The organism is Klebsiella pneumoniae, from assembly GCF_000742135.1.
Taxonomy (GTDB): domain Bacteria; phylum Pseudomonadota; class Gammaproteobacteria; order Enterobacterales; family Enterobacteriaceae; genus Klebsiella; species Klebsiella pneumoniae.
This window is the reverse complement of sequence record NZ_KN046818.1, coordinates 2278794-2300588: the sequence shown is the minus strand read 5'-3', so window position 1 is coordinate 2300588 and position 21795 is coordinate 2278794. Positions and strand designations below refer to the sequence as shown.

Below are 21795 nucleotides of genomic sequence, written 5' to 3'. Positions count from 1 at the left end.
ACAACAATAAAACAATCACCGATGTGAGCAGGAAGAGAAATCATGAAGACAATCACCCCCACGCCCCCCGCCCATTGCACCTTTGATCCAGAGGACTGGCTGCGGCTGGCCCGCTGCTGGCACCCGGTGGCCCGCGCCTGCGATATTACCGGCGCCCCGGTGAAAGCCACCCTGCTGGACGAACAGCTGGTTATCTACCGTATTAAAGGCCAGGTGGTGGTCGCCCGCGACGTCTGCCCGCACCGCGGGGTGCCGCTGACCCTGGGGTTTCATGAAGAGGAAGGCATCGTCTGCCCCTATCATGGCCTGCGCTTTGGCGAGGATGGCCGCTGCAACCGCATCCCCTCCAGTCCGGGGCAACCCATTCCGGCCAAACTGCATCTCACCAGCTTCGCCGTGGAGGAGCGCTACGGGCTGATCTGGACCTGCCTGGCCTGCGATCCGGACAATCCGCCGCCGTTACCGACCATGCCGCACTGGGACGACGCCGGCTTTCAGCAAATCAACTGCCCGGCCTTCGAGGTAAAGGGATTTGCCGGCCGCCAGGTCGAAGGCTTTCTCGATGTCGCCCACTTCGCGTGGATCCACACCGACACCTTCGCCGATCCGGACAACCAGCAGGTGCCGGACTATACCCCGCAGGAGACGCCGTTCGGCTTTGTTGCCGACTACTGGAGCTCGGTGGGCAATTACCCGGCCAGCTCTGATTTCCGCGCGCCGGAAGGATTCCAGTGGCTGCGTCACTTTGAAATGCATCTGCCGTTCACCGCTACGCTGACCATCCATTTTCCCGCCGACGCCAGGCTGGTGATCATGAACGCCGCCTCGCCGGTGTCGTCCCGGGTGACGCGGATGTTTGCCCCTATTGCCCGCAACTTCGATCTGCACGTGCCGGTGGAAGACGTACATGCGTTCAACCTGCGGGTGTTCGAAGAGGACCGCCTGATGGTCGAGACCCAGCGTCCGGAACGGTTGCCGCTGGATCTGACCCTGGAGGCGCATATTCCGGCAGACCGCAGCTCTATCGCCTACCGGCGCGGGCTGAAGAAGATGGGTTTTGGCGATTTCTTTCTGGTATGAGTGGAGGTCATATGCGCGACATACTCCCGGTGGTGGTCGATGGCCTGTGGCGCCAGGGCGCGAAAAATCTGGCCGTTCGTCTGGTGAGCGCCGAGGGGCAACCGCTGCCGTCGTGGACGCCCGGCGCCCATATCGATCTCCATCTTCCCTGCGGGCTGATCCGTCAGTACTCCCTGACCGGCAGCCCGGCCGAACGGGATCGCTATCTGCTCTGCATCGCCCGCGAGTCGCAGTCTCGCGGTGGCTCCCGTTATATTCATGACACCCTGCGCCCGGGACAGCCATTGATGATCTCTGCCCCGCGCAACCACTTTCCGCTGCACGAGGGCGGCCATGTGGTGCTTCTCGCCGCCGGGATCGGTATTACGCCGCTGCTGGCGATGGCCCATGCCCGGGCGGCGTCCGGCGCCAGCTTTACGCTGCACTATTACGTTAGCCGTGCGCAGGAGGCCGCCTTCGCCACCGAGATCGCCCGCCAGCTAACGGGTGGAATCTGCCAGATCCACTGCTCAGACGAGGGGCAGAGTCCGCGCCAGCGGCTGGCGCAGGATCTGGGGGCTCCGGACGCCGACACCCGGGTCTACTTCTGCGGTCCGCCCGGATTTATGGCCCGGGTTCGCGATACCGCGCGGGCGGTCGGATGGGGAGAGGAACAATTGCACAGCGAAGCGTTCCAGCCGCCCTCCCCGACGGCGGCGTCGGCGGCGGACGGAACCTTCACCATCACCCTCGCCTCCACCGGGGAGCGCTGGCCTGTGCCGGGGGACAAAACCATCGCCCAGGTGCTGCAGGAGCATGGCGTCGCGGTGCCGCTCTCCTGCGAGATGGGGATCTGCGGCGCCTGCCTGACGCCGGTACGCGAGGGAACCGTCGACCACCGGGATACCGTGCAGTCGGAGGCGGAAAAACAGGCCGCAGAGCAGCATATTGCGCTGTGCTGCTCCCGCAGCCTGTCGGCCAATTTAGTTATCGATCTCGCGGGATAAGCGGCCCGTCACCGGCTGGTCGGCGCGGGCGACCGGTTTCACCCGTACGGCGGCGAAGACAATCACCATCGAGCTCAACAGCAGCAGACCGCTGCCGGTGAAGACGCCGCTGGCGCCGTGCAAATCAAACACCGCCCCGCCGCCGGCGGCCCCGGCGCCGATGGCCAGCTGAATAGAGGCGACCAGCAGACCGCCCGCGCTTTCTGCTTCATCCGGCACGGTGGTGGCAAGCCAGGTGGACCAGGCCACCGGCACCAGGCCGAAGGCAAATCCCCACAGGGCGACCAGCAGCCCGGCCAGCACGGTCAGATGGCCAAACGTCACCATCAGCAGCGCCAGGGTCAGGCGCAGGCTACGGCTCAGCAGATAGCTCGCCACCGAAGTGCCGATAAAGTTAGCGACACCGAAGCCGAGCAATATCAGCGAAACCCCTTCGATACTGGCCTGCGCGACGGTCTCAAGGAACGGCCGCAGGTAGGTAAAGAAGGCGAAATGGCCGCTGAAAATCAGGATCGTCGCCAGCATGCCGCCCAGCATACCGGGACGGCGCAGCACCCTGAACAGCGTGGAGAAGGTCCCGACGCTCTCCGGGCGCATGGAGGGCAGCCCCCACAGCTGCCAGAGCAGCGCCAGCAGGCTGGGTATCGCACAGAGAATAAACACGTTGCGCCAGCCGATCAGCTCCCCGAGGTAGCTGCCGAGCGGCGCGGCCACCACCGTGGCGACAGACACCGCGGAAAAGATGATCGCCAGCGCCTTTGGCACATGGGCCGCCGGCACCAGACGCATCGCCGTGGCGGTGGACATCGCCCAGAAGCCGCCGATGGCGATCCCCAACAGCAGACGGCCCAGCAGGAGAAACGCCAGCGAATCGGCAAAAGCGACCATCAGGCTGGAGACTATCTGCAGTACGGAAAAGAACATCAGCACCCAGCGGCGATCGATATTGCGGGTGGCGGTGGCGATCAGCAGGCCGGTAACTAACGCCACCAGCGCCGTCGCGGTGACCGCCTGTCCGGCCATCCTTTCACTGACGCCGAGGCTGCTGGCCATCGGCGTTAACAGGCTGGCGGGCAGAAACTCGGCCACGATCAGGCCGAACACCCCGAGGGCCAGGGCATAGACGGCGCGCCAGGCAGGTTTGGCGGGAGACAGGCTCGCGTCAGCAGCTATGCAGGAACTCATATACAACTCTCCAGGTTTATTAACATCCTGGTCATCTTAGGGACTTACTTTCGGACGATATATGATGCATACTCTTCAGTTATTGATTATTCGTCCGGAATTACCATGAGCCAGCCTGCCATCGACCTGACCAGCGAACTGTTGCGCGGTATGCGCCTCTCCGGCGTTAACTACCGGCGCATCGAAACCGCACGCCCGTTCGGCGTCGGCTTTAGCGCCGTGGCGGGTAAAGCCCAGTTCCATTTCTTCAGCCGCGGGCCGGTGCTGCTGCGCATGGCCAGCGGAGAACAGTTCACCCTCGAGAGCGGCGATGCGCTATTTATTCCCAACGGCGACGGGCACGCCCTGCTCTCAGATCCGCAGGCCACGGTGGTCAATGTGGCGCAGCTGCCCAGCGAAACGGTGTGCAGCACGGTAAGTTGTATCAACGCTGGCGACCAGCCTGACTGCCCGGAGCGCGCCGTCATTTTCAGCGGTTGTATGGACTTTGAGCTCGGCGGCATGCAGCCGCTGGTCAAGGCCATGCCCGAGGTGATGCAGGTCAGCAGCCTGCTAAACACCTGGCCGGAGATCCAGCCGCTGCTGGCGGCGATGGAGCGGGAATCGCTCACCCGCCAGGCAGGCTATGCCGGGATCCTCGCCCGGCTGGCGGACGTGGTGGCCGCGCTGATTGTCCGCGGCTGGGTAGCGTGCGGGTGCGGCAACGCCACCGGCTGGGTACAGGTCCTGCGCGATCCCCGGCTGGCGAAAGCGATCTACGCCATGCATCAGCGCCCGGGGGTCAACTGGAAAGTGGAAGATCTGGCGCGGGAGGCGGGTCTTTCACGCTCGCTGTTCGCGGAACGTTTTCTCGCCGCCACCGGCACCACCCCCGCCCGCTATCTCACCGAGCTGCGTATGCGGCTGGCGGTGCAGTACATCACCCATGAAGGCCAGGCGCTGGAAAAAGTCGCCTTCAGCCTCGGGTATCAATCGCTGGCGGCCTTCAGCCGGGCTTTCAAACGCATCACCGGCCAGCCGCCGGGGGCCCTGCGCGCCACGGCACGCTAGAGTCAGCCTTTATGTAAAGCGATACACGCCGTTGCCGACACGAAAGCGCTGCCCCTTAAGCGCCGGGTTGGCGACGCGGAACACCAGTTCGGTCAGCTGGTTGGCAGCCCCTTCACGGAAGATAAATTGCTGGCCGCCCACGTCCAGTCCCTGCTCCCCCAGTGGCGGAAAGCCCAGCAGCGCCTGCCAGCGATCGCGCACCGCCTGCGGATTGACCACCTCGAACACCGCCTGCTCAAGCGCAATGTCGCCCAGCGGATGCGGCGCGTCCAGCCTCTGGGCGCGCAGCTGCGTCAGCCGGGTGGCGTCGTCTTCTCCCCACTGCAGCACAAAGGGATAGACCAGCCCGGCAGTGTCGCCATCGATGGTGAAGATCCGCCAGCGGATGATATTGCCCTGCGGATCGTTGCGCTGGCCATCGACAATCGGTGACACTGTCACCCCTGTACGACGCAACTGGTCATAGGTGGCGTCGATGTCGTCGCTGCGCAGCGCCACCCGAAACAGCGCCTCATTCTCCGGCAGCAGCCGTGCGGCGTCGCGCGAAAGGAGGAATTTGTCCGTCGCGGCGCGCAGTTCGTCCGGGTCGGCAATGGCGAGGAATTCGATATAGGTCAGGCCAAAATAGCTCAGCGCATTACGGGTTCCCCACCCCGGATGCCGCCCTCCGGCCACCGCCCGCAGCAGCTGCCCGGCAAAGATATCAATCGCCGCTTCCGGCTGATTCACAAACTGTACTGCGTGGTCCCACTGCAAGGTTGCCATGATCTCTCCCGCGATTGTGCCTGGTCAGGCGCCTGCGGCAAAAGATAGTGCTGGGGTGAAGGGAATGGCAAACAAGAATTAAATATATCGAAAGCAGGATAGGTAATTTATATCAACGCGGTATGTCGCATCTGACAGGCGATGAAACGGCGGGCAAAGAACCGCCCGCCGCGGGGTCAGACCGACCCTTCTTTCTCAATCACCAGAATACGCGCCGCCCCCTGCGGGTGAGCGACATGCTCGCATCCCACCCCGGCGTAGAAGATATCGCCGGCGTTTAGCATGATGATCTGCTCCTCGCCGTCGACTTTCACATGCATCGCCACCTGACCATCCATCACGGCAAACACCTCCTGACCATCATTGATGTGCCAGATATAGGGTTGGTCGGTCCAGTGCAGACGCACGGTGGTGCCGGAAAAATTGGCAATATCCAGCGCGCCCCACGCGCGTTCGGCGGTGAAATCTTTACTGCTCCAGCTCTGCATGATGGTGTCCTGTGGTAAGGGTTATTTTTTCTGCCAGTTTGCCCAGGGATCCGCTTTCTCCACCGGCGCGTCATCATCAAGGGAGGCGAGATACATAGCCTCCACCTCTTTGCGCGCCCACGGCGTCCGGCGGAGAAATTTGAGGCTGGACTTAATGCTGGGATCGCTTTTAAAGCAGTTAATGTTGACCTGGCGGGCCATTTCCGCCCAACCATAGCGCGCCACCAGGGCATTGAGCAGCGCTTCCAGCGTCACGCCGTGCAGGGGATCTTTCGAGCTGTGCATTACGATACGTCCGTTCCGCATTAAAAAGTGCGCTTACCTTACTGGCTCTCACCGACGGGCGCAACCGGCTTCATTACGCGCTTCGCGCCTATATCTATTTAACGCAAAAGCACTGAACCCCGCGCGGTCATAAATTAGAAAATAACGTTATTGGTTGCTTATTTGGCCTTGAGGCAAGCTGTGTTCAGCCCCGGACAGAGGAAATCACCATGCGCTGCTGTTGTGCCCGAACCCAGAACCTTAATCAACCCATAACTTATTACCCCGTTTTCGGAGAACACAATGAACGCGACCACCCTGCCGATTCTCGACCTGGCCCGCTACGCGGACCCCGCGGATAAAGCGGCCTTCCTGGCCGACCTGCGTCATGCCGCCCGCGACATCGGCTTCTTCTATTTGATCAACCACGGTGTCGACGACGCGCTTCAATATGAAGTTCAGCGCCAGTCCCAGCGCTTTTTTGCTCTCGATGAGGCGCAAAAACAGCAGGTGGCGATGATCCACTCCCCCCATTTTCGCGGCTATAACCGCGCGGCCTCTGAGCTGACGCGCGGCCAGCCTGACTGGCGAGAACAGTTTGATATCGGCGCCGAACGTCTGGCGCTGACCCTCAGCGACGACGCCCCGCGCTGGCAGCGCCTGCAGGGTCCGAATCTGTGGCCTGCCGCCCTGCCGTCGCTTAAACCGGTATTACTTCACTGGCAACAGCAGATGACCCAGGTGGGCATCCGCCTGCTGCGCGCCTTTGCCGAAGCCCTGCAGCTCCCGGAAAATGCTTTCGATCAGCTCTACGGCGACAAACCCAACGAGCATATCAAACTGATCCGCTACCCCGGCCAGCAGGAGACCCAAAGCAGCCAGGGCGTCGGCGCCCATAAAGATTCGGGATTTCTCAGCTTCCTGCTGCAGGACGAGCAGAAAGGACTGCAGGTAGAGGTCGCGCCTGGAGAATGGATCGACGCCGTGCCGCTGGCCGGCAGCTTTGTGGTCAATATTGGCGAACTGCTGGAGCTGGCGACCAACGGGTATTTGCGCGCTACCGTCCATCGCGTGGTGTCGCCGCCGGCGCAGCAGCAGCGCCTCTCCATCGCCTTCTTCCTCGGCGCCCAGCTTGACGCGGTGGTGCCGGTTTACACCCTGCCGCCCGAGCTGGCGCGTGAAGCGCGAGGGCCGGACAGCGACCCGCACAATCCGCTGCTGCGCGATGTCGGCTGGAATTATCTCAAGGGCCGTCTGCGTTCCCATCCGGACGTGGCGGAACGCTACTATCAGGACGTGTTTCGCGAACGCGCCGAGCAATTGATCGTTTAACCATAACTAAAAAGGAACACACCATGAAATATGCCGCTTTTAAACTGGCAGGGGTCGCACTGTCTCTTTCTCTGGCATGGACGTCTGTCCAGGCTGCCGCGCTGCGCGTCGCCGCGGACCCGGTTCCCCACGCGGAGATCCTCAACTACATCAAAAAAATCGATCCCAGCCTCGATCTGAAGGTGGTGGAGCTGACCAGCGGGGTCAACGCCAATGAACTGCTGGCCAGTGGCGATGTGGATGCCAACTACTTCCAGCATGTCCCTTACCTGAAGGATCAGGAGAAAGCGCTGGGTAAAACCTTTGCCGTCGCGGCCACCGTGCATATTGAGCCGCTGGGGATCTATTCGCATAAGCATAAAGATTTCTCATCACTGCCGGAAAACGCCACCGTGGCGGTGCCGAATAACACCACCAACCTGAGCCGGGCGCTGTTCCTGCTGCAGGCGCAGAAGCTTATCAAGCTGGACCCCAAATTTACCGACCCGGCCACCACCCTGGCGACGCCGAAGGATATTGTCGAGAACCCGAAACACCTGAAGATTCTGGAGATTGAATCGCCGCAGATCCCGCGCTCCCTCGACGATGTCGACCTGGCGGTGATTAACGGTAACTACGCGCTGGAAGCCGGCCTGGTGCCAGCGAAGGATGCCCTGGGGCTGGAAAGCGCCGAGCATAACCCGTACGCCAATATTCTGGTGACCACCCCAGCCCTGGCGAATGACCCGCGCATTAAGGCGCTGGCGAAAGACCTGACCTCGCCGCAGGTGGCGGAGTTTATCCGTAAAACCTACAACGGCTCGGTGATCCCGGTGGCCCCTCAGTCATGATAACCATCGAAGGGCTGAGCAAAACCTACGCCGGAACCGGCCGACCGGCGCTGAACGATATCGCGTTGCAGATACCGAAAGGGGCAATATACGGCATTCTCGGGCGCAGTGGCGCCGGCAAAAGTACGCTCATCCGCTGTCTCAATTTACTGGAGCGGCCCACCTCGGGCCGCATTCTGGTGAACGGACAGGATATTACCCAGTTGAACAAGGCGGCGCTGCGGGATTATCGCCTGCGCACCGGGATGATTTTCCAGCACTTCAATCTGCTGCATGCCCGCACCGTCGCTGACAACGTCGCGGTGCCGCTGGAGATTGCCGGAGTGCCGAGGGCCGCTCGCGAGGCCCGGGTGCGCGAACTGCTGGAGCTGGTGGATCTCAGCGAAAAGGCCGCTGCTTTCCCGTCACAGCTTTCCGGCGGGCAAAAGCAGCGCGTCGGCATCGCCCGGGCGCTGGCCGCCCGGCCGGAAGTGCTGCTGTGCGATGAGGCGACCAGTGCGCTGGATCCCGAGACCACCGCCTCGGTGCTGGCCCTGCTGGCGGATATTAACCAGCGCCTCAATCTGACCATTGTGCTGATTACGCACCAGCTGGAGGTGGTGAAAACCATCTGTGACCACGCGGCGCTGCTGGAACAGGGCGAGATTGTCGAAAGCGGTAAACTTGCCGACCTGCTGGTGACCCCATGGTCGCGGCTGCGCCAGTCGCTGCTGCACGACCCGCAGGCTGAACAGGAATTTCTTACCCGCCACGGCGTTCAGGGGAGGCCATTATGCGGAGTAGCATGAGCTGGGAAGATTTGTGGCCGTTATTACTCGACGGCACGCTGGATACGCTTTATATGGTGGGCCTGGCGGCCCTGTTTACCGTGCTGATCGGGCTGCCCACCGGCGTGCTGTTATTTATTTCCCGCGCCAACGGGCTGGCGCCGATGCCGAAACTGAACGCGCTGTTAGGCGCGGTAATCAACATCGGCAGGTCGCTGCCGTTTATCGTACTGCTGATCGCCCTGATCCCCTTTACCCGCCTGATCGTCGGCACCACGCTGGGCAGCACCGCCGCCATCGTGCCGGTAACCATCGGCGCCTTTCCATTCTTTGCCCGTCTGACGGAAAACGCGCTCGACGAGGTGGACTACGGGAGAATTGAAGCCATTCTGTCGATGGGCGGCAACGTCTGGCACGTCATTTTTAAATCCCTGCTGCCGGAAGCCCTGCCAACGCTGCTGGCCGGGATCACGCTGACCATCGTGATGCTGATTGGTTTCTCCTCCATGGCCGGTGTGATCGGCGGCGGTGGACTCGGCGACCTCGCCATCCGCTACGGCTATCAGCGGTTTAATAATGAAGTCATGTTTGGCACAGTGCTGATCCTGGTGGCGATGGTCCAGGGGGTGCAAATGGCCGGCGATCGGCTGGTGCGCCGCCTGGCCCACCGCCGCTAGCCGTCAGTCATTAGTTCCAGCCGCTCTCTGCCGCCAGCTGGCGGACCAGAGTGGCGGCGTCACACTCGCGGATCAACCCCACCCCCTGCCCGGCCCAGTGGGCGCCATACTCATGGACGCCCTGGGCTTTCGCGGCGGCGGCCAGCGCTTTGCCGATATCATACGCCAGCGGATAATCCGGCACGGCGCTCGCCGGATAGCCTTCCCCCAGCGCACAGAAGGCATTCGCCAGACAGCGTGCCGGACGCCCGGATATCGCGGAGGTCAGCACCGTACGCCCGTCAAGGCTGTTGTGGATCGCCGCGCGGTAGCCGGCGTCGGCGGCCGATTCCGGACACAGTAAAAACGCCGTACCGAGCTGTACACCCTGCGCCCCCAACTGCATCACGCTGGCGATCCCCGCTCCGTCCATGATGCCCCCGGCGGCCACCACCGGGATGGTTAGTCGACGCCGCAGAAGTTGCACCAGGGTGAAGGTGCTCAGCTGCGCGTCAGGCGCCTGCGGAGCAAAGATCCCCCGGTGCCCACCCGCCTCATAGCCCTGAGCGACCACCACGTCGATCCCCTGCTGTTCAATCAGCAGCGCCTCCTGGAGCGAGGTTGCCGTCGCCAGGGTAACGATCCCCTGCCGCCGCAGACGCTGGATCGTCTCACCTTCAGGAAGACCAAAATGAAAGCTCACCACCGCCGGCGAGATGTCGAGAAGCAGCTCCAGCATCGGCGCATGACCGACAAATGTCTGGTATATCTCGCTTAACGAATCCGGTGGCGTACTGCCATAGCGGGCAAAATGGGGACGTAATGTTGTTGCCCAGTCGGCTTCCCGCCGGGCGTCGCGCCGGGGCGGCGCATGGCAGAACAGATTGACATTGAACGGGCGGTCCGTCAGCTGGCGGGTGGCGACTATCATCGCTTCCGCCTGGGCAACGGTTGAAGCGCCCAGCCCCAGCGAGCCCAGCGCACCGGCATTACTTACCGCGGCAGCCAGCGCGGGGGTGGAGACGCCCGCCATCGGGGCCTGAATCAGGGGATAATCAATATCAAGAAGCGAAAGCAGCGGGTTGCTCATGGTTTCCTCATGCATTAACGATGCTGGAGGCTTACCATCTCCTTTAAAGATGGTAAGATCAACATTATTATCGTATTGAGAAGAAAAATATGAACCACAGCACACTCGAGATCTTCATTCAGGTGGCAGAAACGCAGAGCGTCACCCAGGCAGCAAAACGGCTGGGCCGCGCACAGTCCAATATCACGACCCGCATTCAGCAGTTGGAAGAGGAGCTTGCCGTTGAGCTCTTCGTTCGCGGCAACAAAAAAATGGTGTTGTCCCCGGCAGGCGTGCAGTTTCTCAGCTATGCCCGGCGGATCCTGAGCCTGGCGGAAGAGGCAAAGCAGGCTCTGCATCCGACAACCCCAGGCGGCAGTCTGCGTCTGGGCGCGATGGAGGCGACCGCCGCCAGCCGGCTGCCGCCGCTGCTTACCCGCTTCCAACAGCAGTGCCCACAGGTGGATATCACCCTCATCACCCAACCGACCCGCCAGTTAACCGAGGGGGTGTTAACCGCCGCCCTTGATGCCGCGCTGGTCTGCTTGCCGCCAGGGGCCGATGGGCAACCGGCCTGTCCCGCCGAGCTGGCATTCACCCCGGTGTTTTATGAAACCCTGATGCTGGTCCGTCCGCAGACCCCGGGTCCGCTGCGGTTCGCGGCATTTGCCAGCGGCTGCAGCTACCGCGCGCTGGGAGAACGCTGGCTGGCGGAACAGCAGGCGGCTGTCGAGGTGCATGAGGTCAATTCCTATCACAGCATGCTTGCCTGCGTGGCGTCCGGGCGCTACGCCTGCCTGCTGCCGGAGAGCGTGCTGTCGCTGATGACGCTTCCCGAAAACTGCCTTAGCGAACCGCTGTGCGAGGCGACCACCCAGCTTATCTGGCGCAGCGGCTTGAGCGCCCCCGCCCTGAGCGAGTGGCGCAAGCTGCTGCAAAGCGTGGCGATTGGCTAAGCCTGGCGTTCGGTAAAGACCAGCCCTGCGGCAATCAGCAGCGCCAGCGCCGCGGCATAGAGCGCCGGGTTAAATGAAGCCGCGATCTGATACAGCGCGCCGGCGATAAGCGGCCCGGCAATCTGTCCCACACCGTACAGTGCAGTCATCGCGGCAATCATATTGAAGCTCACCTGATGGCTGAGACTTTTCGCCTTCGGTAGCGCAATGGTTACGGTGCCCATAAAGGTAAAGCCCACCAAAAGCGCGCTTAGCACGCAAAACAGCAATGAAGCGCTGCAGGCTGGAAGGATCACGCCAAGCGCCTGGACGAGCAGGTTGCGGGTCAGCGCTTGCCGGTATCCCCACTTTAGCACCAGCTTATGCCAGATGAGGCAGGACGGCGCGGCCGCCAGACCAAACAGCGCCCACAGATGGACCGGGTCAACGCTCTGCAGCGAACCGGACAGAAACAACGGCAGATAAGTGGCGGTGATGATATAGCCGAAGCCCGCCAGACCGTAAACCATCAAGAGTCGCCACGCCGCGCGACGGGTATCGCTCCCGGACGCAGGCGAGGAGGTTTCAACATGGGAAGCCCGCACCAGTGCAGCCGGCGGAGTCAGCAGCCAACGGATCGCCAGCGCCAGCAGCAGACCGGCGCATAATGCGCAGAGCAGCCAGATCTGCTGGCTGGTGAGGTTCAGGGCATGTCCAAGGGCGATCCCCTCCGCGGAGATAAATATCCCCAGCCCCACCCCGGCATACAGCAACGGCGCCCCGTGATGATGCCCCATATGTTCCAGCAGCCACAGCGAACCTGCAATCAGCGTTATCGCGCTCAGCGCGCCGGCGACGGCGCGCAGCGTAATAATGATCCACGGCGAGCTCACCCAGGCCAGCAGCGCCAGGCTGGCGATGGTCAACCCGGCGGAGATAATGCTCAGTCGGGTGGCGGCCCCAGGCTGCACCCGCGCCAGCAGCAACGCACCGACCAGATAGCCAGCGTAATTGGCCGACGCGGCGAGATTGCCCTCGTGCAGGGTTAACAGACCTTCATTAAGCATAAGCGGCAGCACGCCGGTGAAGGCAAAGCGCCCATAGCCCATGCCGATCATCAGTACTATCGATCCAGCCAGTGCCAGCCATAAGGCCTGGCGCGATTGGTTATTCATCCACCACCCCACAATGTTTCTCAATTTAAGAACAATAATATTTTATAGTTCTTTTTTTATTATGATGAAGAGGTATTGTTGGCGCAAGGTGGATGTTAATCCGCTATGGTATTTACAGAGAGAAGGTGGCGCCTGGGCACGGCTTAACACACGCCGGGCCGATTTACCGGTACAGTATCAACTCAACTTATGCTCACGGGAGTCATTATGTCGTTCTGTCATATGCGCATTGCCAGGCCGGTCAGCGAACTGGACACCACCGCCAGCATGTATTGCGCCGGGCTGGGACTCGAGCAGCTCGGCAGCTTTACCGATCATGAAGGATTCAGCGGGATAATGCTCGGCGCGCCCGAAGCGGGCTGGCATCTGGAATTCACCCACTGCCGCCACCATCCCGTCACCCCCTCGGCAGGCGATGAAGATCTGCTGGTGCTGTACTATCCGCAGCAGGCGGCATGGGAGGCACAGTGCGCAGCCATGGACGCCGCCGGATTTCTGCGCGTTACGGCGTTTAACCCTTACTGGGAGGTCAATGGCGTCACTTTCGTCGACCGGGACGGCTACCGCACGGTATTGCAAAACCGCGCCTGGGGCATGGTGTGTGATTCGTCGGGTATGGCGGCGAGCTGACGCTGAGCGAGGCGGGCGTTAAGCGCTGTAAAAGCGGTTATTTACATTCGTATAAATATCGTTCCCGTCGGTTACCGATAAAACGCTGTCGCGCCTCGCCAGCGTCCTCACGGCGCGCTATGCTACACATCCCGTTGTATTAACCTCTTATCCCTATGAGCACTTCCGTCAGCACTACACAACTCAATTTGCGCATTATTTCGATCGTTGTTTTTACCTGTATCTGCTATCTCTCCATTGGTCTGCCGCTGGCCGTACTGCCGGGCTATATTCACTATCAGCTGGGCTACAGCACCTTTGTGGCCGGAATTGTGATCAGTCTGCAGTACATATCGACGCTGGTAAGCCGGCCGCACGCCGGGCGCTATACCGATATCTGGGGGCCGAAAAAAGTGGTCAGCCTTGGGATCGTCTGCTGCCTGCTCAGTGGCGCCTTCACGCTACTGGCGGTAGTCCTGCAGGCAACGCCGATGCTGGCCATTGCCGCGCTGCTGGCGGGCCGGGTGTTTCTCGGCGTCGGCGAGAGCTTTACCGCCACCGGCTCCACCCTGTGGGGGATCAAAACCGTCGGCGCGATCCACACGTCACGGGTTATCTCCTGGAACGGCGTGGCGACCTATGTGGCGATGGCGGTCGGGGCGCCGCTGGGAGTTACCCTCAATCACTATTTTGGCATCAGCGGCTTTGCTACGGTGGTAGTGCTGGTCGCGGCCATCGGTCTGCTGTTCGCTCGTACCCGCCAGGACGTCAAGGTGATCGCCGGCGCCAGAGCGCCCTTTCACTCGGTGGTGCGAAAAATCTGGCCTTACGGCCTGGGGCTGGCCTTTGGCACCGTCGGTTTCGGCGTTATCGCCACCTTTATCACCCTCTACTTCGCCGCGCATAGCTGGCAGGGCGCCGCGTTTACCCTTTCGCTGTTCAGCGTCGGCTTTATCTGCGTTCGCCTGGTGCTGGGAAATACCATTACCCGCTTTGGCGGAGTCCCGGTCTCCCTGGCCTGCTTCATCATCGAAAGTCTCGGCCTGCTGCTTATCTGGCTGGCGCCATCAGCATGGATGGCCGGCGTCGGCGCCTTTCTCACCGGTTCGGGTTTCTCGCTGGTCTTTCCGGCTTTAGGAGTTGAGGCGGTAAAACAGGTGGAAGAGCAAAATCAGGGGACCGCCCTCGGCACCTACTCGGCGTTTCTTGATCTGGCGCTGGGCCTGACCGGGCCGCTGGCCGGCTGGGTCGCCGGGTTCTACGATCTCGCCACGCTGTATCTGCTGGCGGCGATCGTGGTGGCGCTCGCATTCCTGCTGATTTTCCGCGTACATCGGCAACAGCGGCTTGTCGCCAGAGAGTAGTGTGGCCCGGCTCGGGGGCCGCCGCGGTCCGATGACGCCGGCAAAAAATGAATCGGCAATTGACGACGATTCGGCTTCCGTGCCAACATCCCGTCAGCGTCTGGCAACAGATGCATGGACGGTACTGGTAGACAACAGAGTTCGCGCAACGATCCAGCCCGGTACCGTAGTCCAATCCGAATCACTGACCCACACGGTGAATTCCTGATTCTGGCGGGAAACACAGACATGCACCAAAGTTTTAATCAGCGCGTTCATTTCTATTACTGCGTCCTGGTCGCGCTGAAGATGCACGGAAAATCGAAAAAAGCGGGTGGTATCAGGGGAAAGAATAACTTTCTGCTGAAATGGCTGCGCCGGGCGCAGGATAACAACATTTTTCCTCCCGATATCACCAGTGAAATCGAATGGCTGCGAGGAAAAATTATTCAGGCTGGCTATGACACCGATCTCGAGCCGATGCTGGATTTTGTCTACGCCACCGCCAGCCGCGCCGAGGCGCTCAAAAACGCCGAATAGGCTCCTGCGCCCGCCACGGGCGCAGAGACGTTCCCTGCCATGTCTCAATCCCAGGTTCGGCCAACAGCGCAGGCGGAATCCAGCCACGTTCTATTTTGTGACACTGTCACGCACAAAGGTGACCGCTGAGGTTCATTAACCGCTGACATGCCGCCTGACGCGTTCTATGCTTTACCCTGTCTCCCTCCTCACACAGGAACTGCACCCGATGGCCGACTGGAATCCTTCGTTGTATCTGCAATTTGACGCTGAACGTACCCGCCCCGCGGCCGACCTGCTCTCGCGTATTGCCCATCTGCAGGTCGAGCACGCCGTCGACCTCGGCTGCGGGCCGGGAAACAGCACCCGCCTGCTACGCGCCGCCTGGCCGTTGGCGACGATCGTCGGTATCGATAACTCCCCGGCCATGCTGGTCCAGGCGGCGCAGGCCTTACCCGACTGCGAATTCATTGATGCCGATATTGCCCGCTGGCGGCCTGCGCAACCGCCAGATGTGATCTATGCCAACGCCTCTCTGCAGTGGCTGACGGATCATGAGACGCTTTTCCCCCATCTGGTAAACCAGCTGGCGGACAACGGAACGCTGGCAGTGCAGATGCCGGATAACTGGCAGGAACCTTCCCATACCCTGATGCGTCAGGTTGCCAGCGAGATGGGGTTGCCGGACCGTGGACGCCAGCCGTTACTCCCGCCCGCCGCCTGGTACGATCTGCTCAGCCGCCAGGGTTGCGAAGTTGATATCTGGCGCACCACCTATTTTCATCCCCTTGCTTCTCATCAGGCGATTGTCGACTGGCTGCAGGGCACCGGGTTACGCCCCTATCTGGCAGGCCTGGACGAGCAGGCCGGAAGCGCGTTTCTCACACGCTATTTCGCATTGCTGGCCGCACACTATCCGTTACAGTGTAACGGGAAGGTGCTCCTGCGTTTCCCACGGCTGTTTATCGTGGCGCGAAAGATCGCCGCCTGACCGTTGGTATAGGTGGGCAGAAAAGCGGAGTGATGAAAGGTGTAAAGGATCGGCTATACCATCCTGATTTTCAGGATTGATAATCCTGAACGTTGCGATATTCAATATCTTAGTCAGCGTGCGACAGTGATGACTCCTTTAACCTGCAAAGAGAATCACTATGAGTACTCCTCCTGTCGATCGCCGAACGCTGGCTGCTATCGCGCCAAAGCTAGCCGAGCTGACCGAAACGGTGCTGTTTGGCGATATCTGGGCGCGGAGCGAGCTGTCGCCCCGCGAACGCAGCCTGATCACCCTTTCCGCCCTGACGGCGCAGGGCAAAACTGAACAGCTGCCGTGGCACATCGCGCTCGGCTATCAGAATGGCCTGAGCCGGGAAGAAATTGTCGAATTGTTTACCCATCTGGCGTTCTATGCCGGTTGGCCGGCGGCGGCCAGCGCCCTGACCTGCCTGAACGCGCAGGAGGCGTCATGCCCCTGACCCGAATTTCGCTTGGCACCGCCTGGCGTCCCGCGGAGTTTGCTCAATTGTCGGCGCTCTTTCATGAGTGTCTGGTGGCGGAGTTCGACGTTCCGTCAGCAGATAGATTTCAGTTTATCGAACGGGCCGCCGATGAGCAGCGCATTTACGACCCGCACTACCTCAGCGAAGGACGCAGCGCCCGCTTCGTGCTGTTTCATATTTTCGCCGGAAAACCGCGCAGCCGGGCGCAGAAAGAGGGACTCTATCGTCGGCTCTGCGCGCGGTTAGACGACGAGATGGCGGTCAGCCCGCAGGACGTGATGGTGGTTATCCAGTTTAACCAACTGGAGGACTGGAGTTTTAGCGCAGGGAAGATGGCGGATGAATGAGACAGGCGGCGCCGCAAGAGGCGCCGCGTTTCAGCACTATATCATTTGCTACCATGCACAACAGCGATCGTTCCATGAATCACGATACATGATGTTCCCTTCTGTGTATATCCAGGTGATCGTCTCATAACGGAAATCAATGTCTTCAAGGTGAGTACTTGTCATTCCGGCCGGATGTAAATTTGGTGTGATTGTCGTAATCTTAATATTCGCCATCGCTATGTTAAAATATTCAACCTCCAGTCCCGCCTCATTTATTCTGTACATTTTTAGCGTTGCCGATCTTAATGTTCGACCTTCACAAAGAGCCCTAAATAGCAAAGGTGTTGTTCTGTCAAACTCTTTTTGAATTTTAACCGGTGTATGAAGACGGGTTCCCGTCAGCTTTCCTGTATTATTATCGGTAGGTAACCAAACATGATGATTCACTGCGCGCAATTCGATGGAACCCGTGCGTGTGGGCATCAGGCAAGAACCTATAATAGGCGAATCATTCTCATCAGTTAACCATAAATATGCTGGATTTGACATTACCCCTCCTCTTTCATATCAGTTTTTAACTTTAAACCAAACGACAACGTGAAACCCAATGATTAATAAAACAAAAAGTCCTATTAAGTTAATGGCAATGTCAGGAAAAAGAGAGACTGCAATCATGCTAAATATAATGATTAATAATACAATACCCCATCCCCATAAAAAAAGAATGAATTCTTCTTTTAACCATCTTTTCAAGAAATCCATCCATTCACCTCATTAATTGAATAAGTAATTCAGCAAGTTCATCATCAGAAATAATCATCGGATTTAAATAAGGAACGCCTGCGATGACAGGTTCGATGAGAAAGTACATCATCTCCAGATGGTTAGCGTATAACGCATTGTAATAAAATGAATTATGCATTTTCAAATTGTCAGCGCTATTAGCGGCATCCTGAATCAATCCATACACGTTTAATACCACTGCGGTAGCAGTTACACTCCCTTTAAGGACTAATGACCTTGCCCTGTTGATACGCCCATATACAACAGTATTAAACCTGGAAGTCTGGCAAATCATGGTTGCTACTGCCATTATTAAAATACGATTAGTTAATCCTGAAGATGATATGTAAACTCCCGCGCCGACAAGCTTCTTGAGAATATATTGAGCTTTTTCTTCTTTTTTTATTTTGAAAGTAGGTTTCTATATATATTTTAATCATTTGGAAAATGATATCACGGCTTTTAACTAACTGCGCCAGCCCTGCAATAAATCTTGTGTCCTCTTGCTTTAACTTAGAACAAACATCCTGATAATTATCCATTAAGCAGGAAGTATAATACGAAGCACGGGTTATACCATTTCCCATTTGATTCAGTGTATCAATAACATTCTTTTTTACTCCAGCAAATGCTTCATCAAATTTCATGGCCAGAATACGCTCCGCCTCGATTGAGGTAATGATGAAATTCCTATAATACATAATTAGATCCTTCCTTTATTAGATCATTCATTGTTCCGGCACATATTTCTTATGATCATCTGGCCTTTCAATATACTTATAAAACGATGGCCTTGATAGTAATATTGACTCTACTCTTTTGTTTATATTCCCTCGCACCCTGCCCGGTTTAAAATATCTCGGTTAGCTATTACTTCGTATTGTTTCATATTTTCGCTGGAAAACCGCGCAGCCGGGCGCAGAAACAAGGACTCTATCGTCGGCTCTGCGCACGGTTAGACGATGAGATGGCGGTCAGCCCGCAGGACGTGATGGTGGTTATCCAGTTTAACCAACTGGAGGACTGGAGTTTTAGCCCAGGGAAGATGGCGGATGAATGAGACAGGCGGCGCCGCAAGAGGCGCCGCGTTTCAGATGATATAATTTACTACCACGCGAGATGATGCACCAGCGAGAGATCCCAGGCCGTTGCCAATAGCGAAAGAAACATAATCACATTGACCACTGTTTCAAGACGTTTTTCCATCGTTGCTTCTCCTGAGCCTGTTTCCCCTGTTATAGCGGGAAAAGCTTAACAACCTCTTACCGCTTCAGGACTCAAGCGTGATCCTGTAGCGTACGTAATCGTCAGCCGGGGTAAACTCATCATACAGATGACGGGCGGGATTATCACGGCGCGTATGCCAGTACAGCCGCGACCAGCCTTTGTCCGCCCCTTCGCTTAGCAGCGACTTAATCATGGTTCTGGCAATACCCTGTCCACGGAAGGCGGGATCGACAAACAAATCCTCCAGATAGCAGATCGGCGTGGTAACCCAGGTTCCCTCATGAAGAACACAGATAGCGAAGCCGACCACCGCATCATCCACCACCGCGACTCTACCCAATACAGACGAGTTTACATCCAGCATCCGCTGCCAGGTGCATTCGGTCACCTCTTCCGGCTGCGGGCTACCGTAAAAACGAGTGTAGCCTTGCCAAAGCTGAAGCCATTCGGCTTTGTCGTGGGGCCGTACTTCCCGGATATCGATGACCATGAGAGTTTCCTTACAGATGAATGCATTAGCCTGCGAATATTGGCAGGAGATATGAGTTGAGGCCATTATTTTCCTGCGCAGATATTTGTTCAAGCGCTTCGGCCATAATTCTCCTGCTGTTCGGAACGATTTGGCACTAAAAAGCCGTATGCAGAGGAGCCACTGACCGGCTGTTATAGGTTAGTATAATAGTATGTTGTAACTAATAAAAATCCTGCACAACCCGGCCGCAGCCGGGTGTATAGATGGACTATCAGCAAAGAGGTTTGACGGCGTCGCGCATACCGCAGGTCAGGATAGCGTCAAGGTCGGCAGTCACCAGCTCCACCAGCCCCGGGATCTGGCTCAGATCCTGCTGCCAGTGATCCGCCACGCTGAGCACGGCGGTGACCAGCTCGCGAGTGCTCATCTGGCCATCGCGATGGCGGGCCCACAGCGTTTGATAGCGCGATATCCAGTCGGCGTCATCCTGTACTGGATAGCTCTCACCCTCCCGCTCTCCCCGGTAAAAGGCGATCAGCGCCGCCAGGGCAAAGGTCAGACGCGGCGGCAGCGCGCCATGCGCTTTCTGCCCCGCCAGCAGCTGCGGCAGAATACGGGTGCGGTACTTGGTCATGCCGTTGAGCGCAATCGAGAGCAGCTGATGTTTAATATAGGGATTACGGAAGCGCCCTGTCACGGCGCTGGCGAATGACACCAGCTCATCGCGCGGCAGATCCAGCACCGGAATAATCTCGTCATAAATCGCCTTTTCGACAAACGCGCAAATCTCCGCATCGTTCATCGCCTCACCCACGGTGTCGATCCCGGCCTGGAAGGCCACCGGCACCAGCGCGGTGTGCGCCCCGTTGAGGATCGCCACTTTGCGCTCTTTATACGGCTTGATATCGTCCACAATGCGCACATTCAGCGGCAGTTTATCGAGACGCAGCTCGGCCTCCAGCGAGGCAGGTCCCTGGATAACGAACAGGTAGAAATGCTCAGCGGTATCAAGGAAAGCATCTTTATAGCCGGTCTGCGCCTCGAGAGCCGCCACTTCATCACGCGGATAGCCGGTCACAATGCGATCCACCAGCGTCGAACAGAAGGTATTCGCTGAGGTCAGCCAGGTGATAAATGCCTGCGGCAGTTCCCATTCGCTAGCATAGCGCAGCACCAGCGCCTGCAGCGCCTCGCCGTTATAATCGATCAGCTCGCAGGGAATAATCACCCATCCCTTGTCGGCCGCACCGGCGAAATGCTGGTAACGCTCAAACAACAGACGGGTCAGTTTCGCCGGATAACTGACCGGCGGCGCGTCGTCAAACCGATCCCCGGCATGGTAGCTGATGCCCGCCTCGGTGGTGTTGGAGAAGACAAACCGCATCTCCGGGTTATGCGCCAGGCGTAAAAAAGCGTCGAAGTCTGCGTAAGCGCTGATCTCCCGGTTGACCGAGCGGATAAGACGCGCATCGCTGACCGCTTCGCCCTGCTCGTTCAGGCCGCGAATAATAGTCGTGTACAGGCCATCCTGGGTGTTCAGCGAAGGCGGAAAATCTGTGGCGATAGGCCGCACGACCACGATGCCCGCATTCAGGTCGGTATGCTCGTTGAGCAGGTCGATCTGCCAGTCAACGAATGCGCGCAGGAAGTTACCTTCCCCAAACTGGATGATACGGTCAGGGTACTGCGCGCCGGGGAAATCACGACGGTTTAAAGTTTTCACAATGGGTTCCCTCTAATAGTAGTCATACAACCTGAGTAATTGGTCCAATAAGTTATCAGGTTTTGCTACCAGTGAAACCCTGTTTTGATCAAAGCAATCTGCAATAGCGGCCGTCAGGGCAGAAACTTATAGAATAGTGAGGTGGCAGTCATTTCGCCGTCGGGCATCAGCGCATAGCGCGGAATTTCCCCCACTTTTTCCCAGCCGCAGCGGGCATAGAACTGTTCCGCCCCGCTGCCGGTCGCCGTGTCCAGCACCAGCACCGTCTTCCTTTCCCGCCGGGCAATGCGCTCCAGCTCGCTCATCAACGCCTGGGCGATCCCCTGGCGGCGGACATTTTGGTGAACCAATAATTTGGCGACATCCGCTCGATGGGGCTGGTTTTCCGGTTGACTGGTGATAAGTTGCACGGTGCCAACGGGACGTTCCTCCGCGTCGAAGGCGGCCAGCACAATGCGCTCCCCGGCCGCCACGCTGTCGGCAGTGCGTTGCCAGAACGTTATCGCCGTTTGCGGCGCGAAAGGCAGCATAAAGCTCACCGAGGCGCCGCCGTTGACACAGCTTGCCAGGATCTCGCTTAATGCCGGGAGGTGATGGAGAATATCGTCACGCGAGAGCGTGCGCAGTGAAAAGGATGTGGTCATAAAAGCTCCCTGTTATCGACCACATCACTATGTTTTTAACCAAAAATTAGCACAAGTAGGATCCCGAT

The 21795-nt window shown here is 58.8% G+C and carries 25 protein-coding genes and 2 pseudogenes; 15 read left to right on the top strand and 12 right to left on the bottom strand.

Going from position 1 to position 21795, the window contains the following annotated elements; all coding sequences use genetic code 11:
• Nucleotides 1-42: 42 nt before the first annotated feature.
• Complete coding sequence (gene hpxD, locus DR88_RS14535; protein WP_004148366.1) at nucleotides 43-1080, top strand: molybdenum cofactor-independent xanthine hydroxylase subunit HpxD; 1038 nt, start codon at nucleotides 43-45, stop codon at nucleotides 1078-1080.
• Nucleotides 1081-1091: 11 nt separating this feature from the next.
• Entirely contained in the window at nucleotides 1092-2066 is a 975-nt protein-coding gene (hpxE, locus tag DR88_RS14540; protein ID WP_032443883.1) for a molybdenum cofactor-independent xanthine hydroxylase subunit HpxE, read from the top strand.
• On the opposite strand, the gene DR88_RS14545 is transcribed toward hpxE, so the two are convergent.
• On the bottom strand, nucleotides 2043-3251 hold the full coding sequence (locus DR88_RS14545; protein ID WP_004148364.1) for an MFS transporter: 1209 nt from the start codon (nucleotides 3249-3251) through the stop codon (nucleotides 2043-2045). The genes hpxE and DR88_RS14545 overlap by 24 nt on opposite strands.
• Before the next feature lie 105 nt (nucleotides 3252-3356).
• On the opposite strand from DR88_RS14545, the gene DR88_RS14550 reads away from it, so the two are divergent.
• Entirely contained in the window at nucleotides 3357-4301 is a 945-nt protein-coding gene (locus DR88_RS14550) for an AraC family transcriptional regulator (RefSeq protein WP_004148363.1), read from the top strand.
• Between the two features lie 9 nt (nucleotides 4302-4310).
• On the opposite strand, the gene DR88_RS14555 is transcribed toward DR88_RS14550, so the two are convergent.
• The 3 genes from DR88_RS14555 to DR88_RS14565 all read right to left on the bottom strand — a co-directional run bounded on the left by DR88_RS14555 (nucleotide 4311) and on the right by DR88_RS14565 (nucleotide 5839).
• Nucleotides 4311-5066: a VOC family protein gene (locus tag DR88_RS14555; RefSeq protein ID WP_025861918.1), complete on the bottom strand. Its 756-nt coding sequence runs from the start codon at nucleotides 5064-5066 to the stop codon at nucleotides 4311-4313.
• A gap of 176 nt (nucleotides 5067-5242) precedes the next feature.
• On the bottom strand, nucleotides 5243-5554 hold the full coding sequence (locus DR88_RS14560) for a cupin domain-containing protein (protein ID WP_023283696.1): 312 nt from the start codon (nucleotides 5552-5554) through the stop codon (nucleotides 5243-5245).
• Between the two features lie 21 nt (nucleotides 5555-5575).
• Complete coding sequence (locus tag DR88_RS14565) at nucleotides 5576-5839, bottom strand: VF530 family protein (RefSeq protein WP_002904643.1); 264 nt, start codon at nucleotides 5837-5839, stop codon at nucleotides 5576-5578.
• Between the two features lie 282 nt (nucleotides 5840-6121).
• Here DR88_RS14565 and DR88_RS14570 point away from each other — a divergent pair, with 282 nt between their 5' ends.
• From DR88_RS14570 to DR88_RS14585, 4 genes are read left to right on the top strand one after another with little or no spacing between them, the layout of a single operon-like run.
• A complete protein-coding gene (locus DR88_RS14570) occupies nucleotides 6122-7150 on the top strand; it encodes an isopenicillin N synthase family dioxygenase (RefSeq protein WP_004148362.1) in 1029 nt (342 codons plus the stop codon).
• A 23-nt stretch (nucleotides 7151-7173) separates the two neighbouring features.
• Nucleotides 7174-7980, top strand: coding sequence for a MetQ/NlpA family ABC transporter substrate-binding protein (locus DR88_RS14575; RefSeq protein WP_004143504.1), 807 nt, complete (start codon nucleotides 7174-7176; stop codon nucleotides 7978-7980).
• A complete protein-coding gene (locus tag DR88_RS14580) occupies nucleotides 7977-8768 on the top strand; it encodes a methionine ABC transporter ATP-binding protein (RefSeq protein ID WP_002904635.1) in 792 nt (263 codons plus the stop codon). Before DR88_RS14575 ends, DR88_RS14580 begins: the two co-directional genes overlap by 4 nt.
• Nucleotides 8765-9424 (top strand): methionine ABC transporter permease, encoded by a 660-nt coding sequence (locus DR88_RS14585; RefSeq protein WP_021440109.1) that lies wholly within the window; start codon nucleotides 8765-8767, stop codon nucleotides 9422-9424. The genes DR88_RS14580 and DR88_RS14585 overlap by 4 nt, the downstream gene beginning before the upstream one ends.
• A 10-nt stretch (nucleotides 9425-9434) precedes the next feature.
• Here the strand turns inward: DR88_RS14585 and DR88_RS14590 are convergent, their stop codons facing one another.
• Nucleotides 9435-10493 (bottom strand): NAD(P)H-dependent flavin oxidoreductase, encoded by a 1059-nt coding sequence (locus tag DR88_RS14590; RefSeq protein ID WP_023285110.1) that lies wholly within the window; start codon nucleotides 10491-10493, stop codon nucleotides 9435-9437.
• 89 nt (nucleotides 10494-10582) lie between these two features.
• Between DR88_RS14590 and DR88_RS14595 the strand changes: the two genes are divergently transcribed.
• Nucleotides 10583-11428, top strand: coding sequence for a LysR family transcriptional regulator (locus DR88_RS14595; RefSeq protein ID WP_025861917.1), 846 nt, complete (start codon nucleotides 10583-10585; stop codon nucleotides 11426-11428).
• Here DR88_RS14595 and DR88_RS14600 read toward each other — a convergent pair.
• A complete protein-coding gene (locus DR88_RS14600) occupies nucleotides 11425-12582 on the bottom strand; it encodes a YbfB/YjiJ family MFS transporter (protein ID WP_004148360.1) in 1158 nt (385 codons plus the stop codon). The genes DR88_RS14595 and DR88_RS14600 overlap by 4 nt on opposite strands.
• A gap of 207 nt (nucleotides 12583-12789) precedes the next feature.
• Here DR88_RS14600 and DR88_RS14605 point away from each other — a divergent pair, with 207 nt between their 5' ends.
• The 6 genes from DR88_RS14605 (at nucleotide 12790) to DR88_RS14630 (ending at nucleotide 16896) form a co-directional block, all read left to right on the top strand.
• Nucleotides 12790-13212, top strand: a complete 423-nt coding sequence (locus tag DR88_RS14605; protein WP_021462571.1) for a VOC family protein — start codon at nucleotides 12790-12792, stop codon at nucleotides 13210-13212.
• Between the two features lie 155 nt (nucleotides 13213-13367).
• A complete protein-coding gene (locus tag DR88_RS14610) occupies nucleotides 13368-14555 on the top strand; it encodes an MFS transporter (RefSeq protein ID WP_004148359.1) in 1188 nt (395 codons plus the stop codon).
• Nucleotides 14556-14783: 228 nt separating this feature from the next.
• Nucleotides 14784-15074 carry a hypothetical protein gene (locus DR88_RS14615; protein ID WP_002904624.1) on the top strand — a complete coding sequence of 97 codons (291 nt, stop codon included), beginning with the start codon at nucleotides 14784-14786 and terminating at the stop codon, nucleotides 15072-15074.
• A 208-nt stretch (nucleotides 15075-15282) separates the two neighbouring features.
• Nucleotides 15283-16044 (top strand): trans-aconitate 2-methyltransferase, encoded by a 762-nt coding sequence (gene tam / locus DR88_RS14620; protein ID WP_025861915.1) that lies wholly within the window; start codon nucleotides 15283-15285, stop codon nucleotides 16042-16044.
• 160 nt (nucleotides 16045-16204) lie between these two features.
• Entirely contained in the window at nucleotides 16205-16525 is a 321-nt protein-coding gene (locus DR88_RS14625) for a carboxymuconolactone decarboxylase family protein (RefSeq protein WP_004143517.1), read from the top strand.
• The gene (locus tag DR88_RS14630; RefSeq protein WP_023341532.1) at nucleotides 16516-16896 is read left to right on the top strand and encodes a tautomerase family protein; all 381 of its coding nucleotides are present in this window, start codon (nucleotides 16516-16518) and stop codon (nucleotides 16894-16896) included. The genes DR88_RS14625 and DR88_RS14630 overlap by 10 nt, the downstream gene beginning before the upstream one ends.
• A 48-nt stretch (nucleotides 16897-16944) precedes the next feature.
• Here the strand turns inward: DR88_RS14630 and DR88_RS14635 are convergent, their stop codons facing one another.
• The 3 genes and pseudogenes from DR88_RS14635 to DR88_RS0125770 form a co-directional block, all read right to left on the bottom strand.
• Nucleotides 16945-17427 carry an Hcp family type VI secretion system effector gene (locus tag DR88_RS14635; protein ID WP_032443882.1) on the bottom strand — a complete coding sequence of 161 codons (483 nt, stop codon included), beginning with the start codon at nucleotides 17425-17427 and terminating at the stop codon, nucleotides 16945-16947.
• 18 nt (nucleotides 17428-17445) lie between these two features.
• Nucleotides 17446-17640: a hypothetical protein gene (locus tag DR88_RS14640; RefSeq protein WP_002904612.1), complete on the bottom strand. Its 195-nt coding sequence runs from the start codon at nucleotides 17638-17640 to the stop codon at nucleotides 17446-17448.
• Between the two features lie 4 nt (nucleotides 17641-17644).
• Nucleotides 17645-18362 (bottom strand): annotated as a pseudogene (locus DR88_RS0125770) (hypothetical protein).
• Nucleotides 18363-18535: 173 nt separating this feature from the next.
• On the opposite strand from DR88_RS0125770, the pseudogene DR88_RS0125765 reads away from it, so the two are divergent.
• Nucleotides 18536-18721: pseudogene (locus DR88_RS0125765) on the top strand (tautomerase family protein); the annotation flags it as partial.
• A 210-nt stretch (nucleotides 18722-18931) separates the two neighbouring features.
• On the opposite strand, the gene DR88_RS14645 reads toward DR88_RS0125765, so the two are convergent.
• The 3 genes from DR88_RS14645 to DR88_RS14655 all read right to left on the bottom strand — a co-directional run bounded on the left by DR88_RS14645 (nucleotide 18932) and on the right by DR88_RS14655 (nucleotide 21727).
• Nucleotides 18932-19378 carry a GNAT family N-acetyltransferase gene (locus tag DR88_RS14645; protein ID WP_025861914.1) on the bottom strand — a complete coding sequence of 149 codons (447 nt, stop codon included), beginning with the start codon at nucleotides 19376-19378 and terminating at the stop codon, nucleotides 18932-18934.
• Nucleotides 19379-19631: 253 nt separating this feature from the next.
• The gene (locus DR88_RS14650) at nucleotides 19632-21083 is read right to left on the bottom strand and encodes a tagaturonate reductase (protein ID WP_004148353.1); all 1452 of its coding nucleotides are present in this window, start codon (nucleotides 21081-21083) and stop codon (nucleotides 19632-19634) included.
• Between the two features lie 113 nt (nucleotides 21084-21196).
• Nucleotides 21197-21727: a GNAT family N-acetyltransferase gene (locus DR88_RS14655; protein ID WP_002904601.1), complete on the bottom strand. Its 531-nt coding sequence runs from the start codon at nucleotides 21725-21727 to the stop codon at nucleotides 21197-21199.
• Nucleotides 21728-21795: the final 68 nt, after the last annotated feature.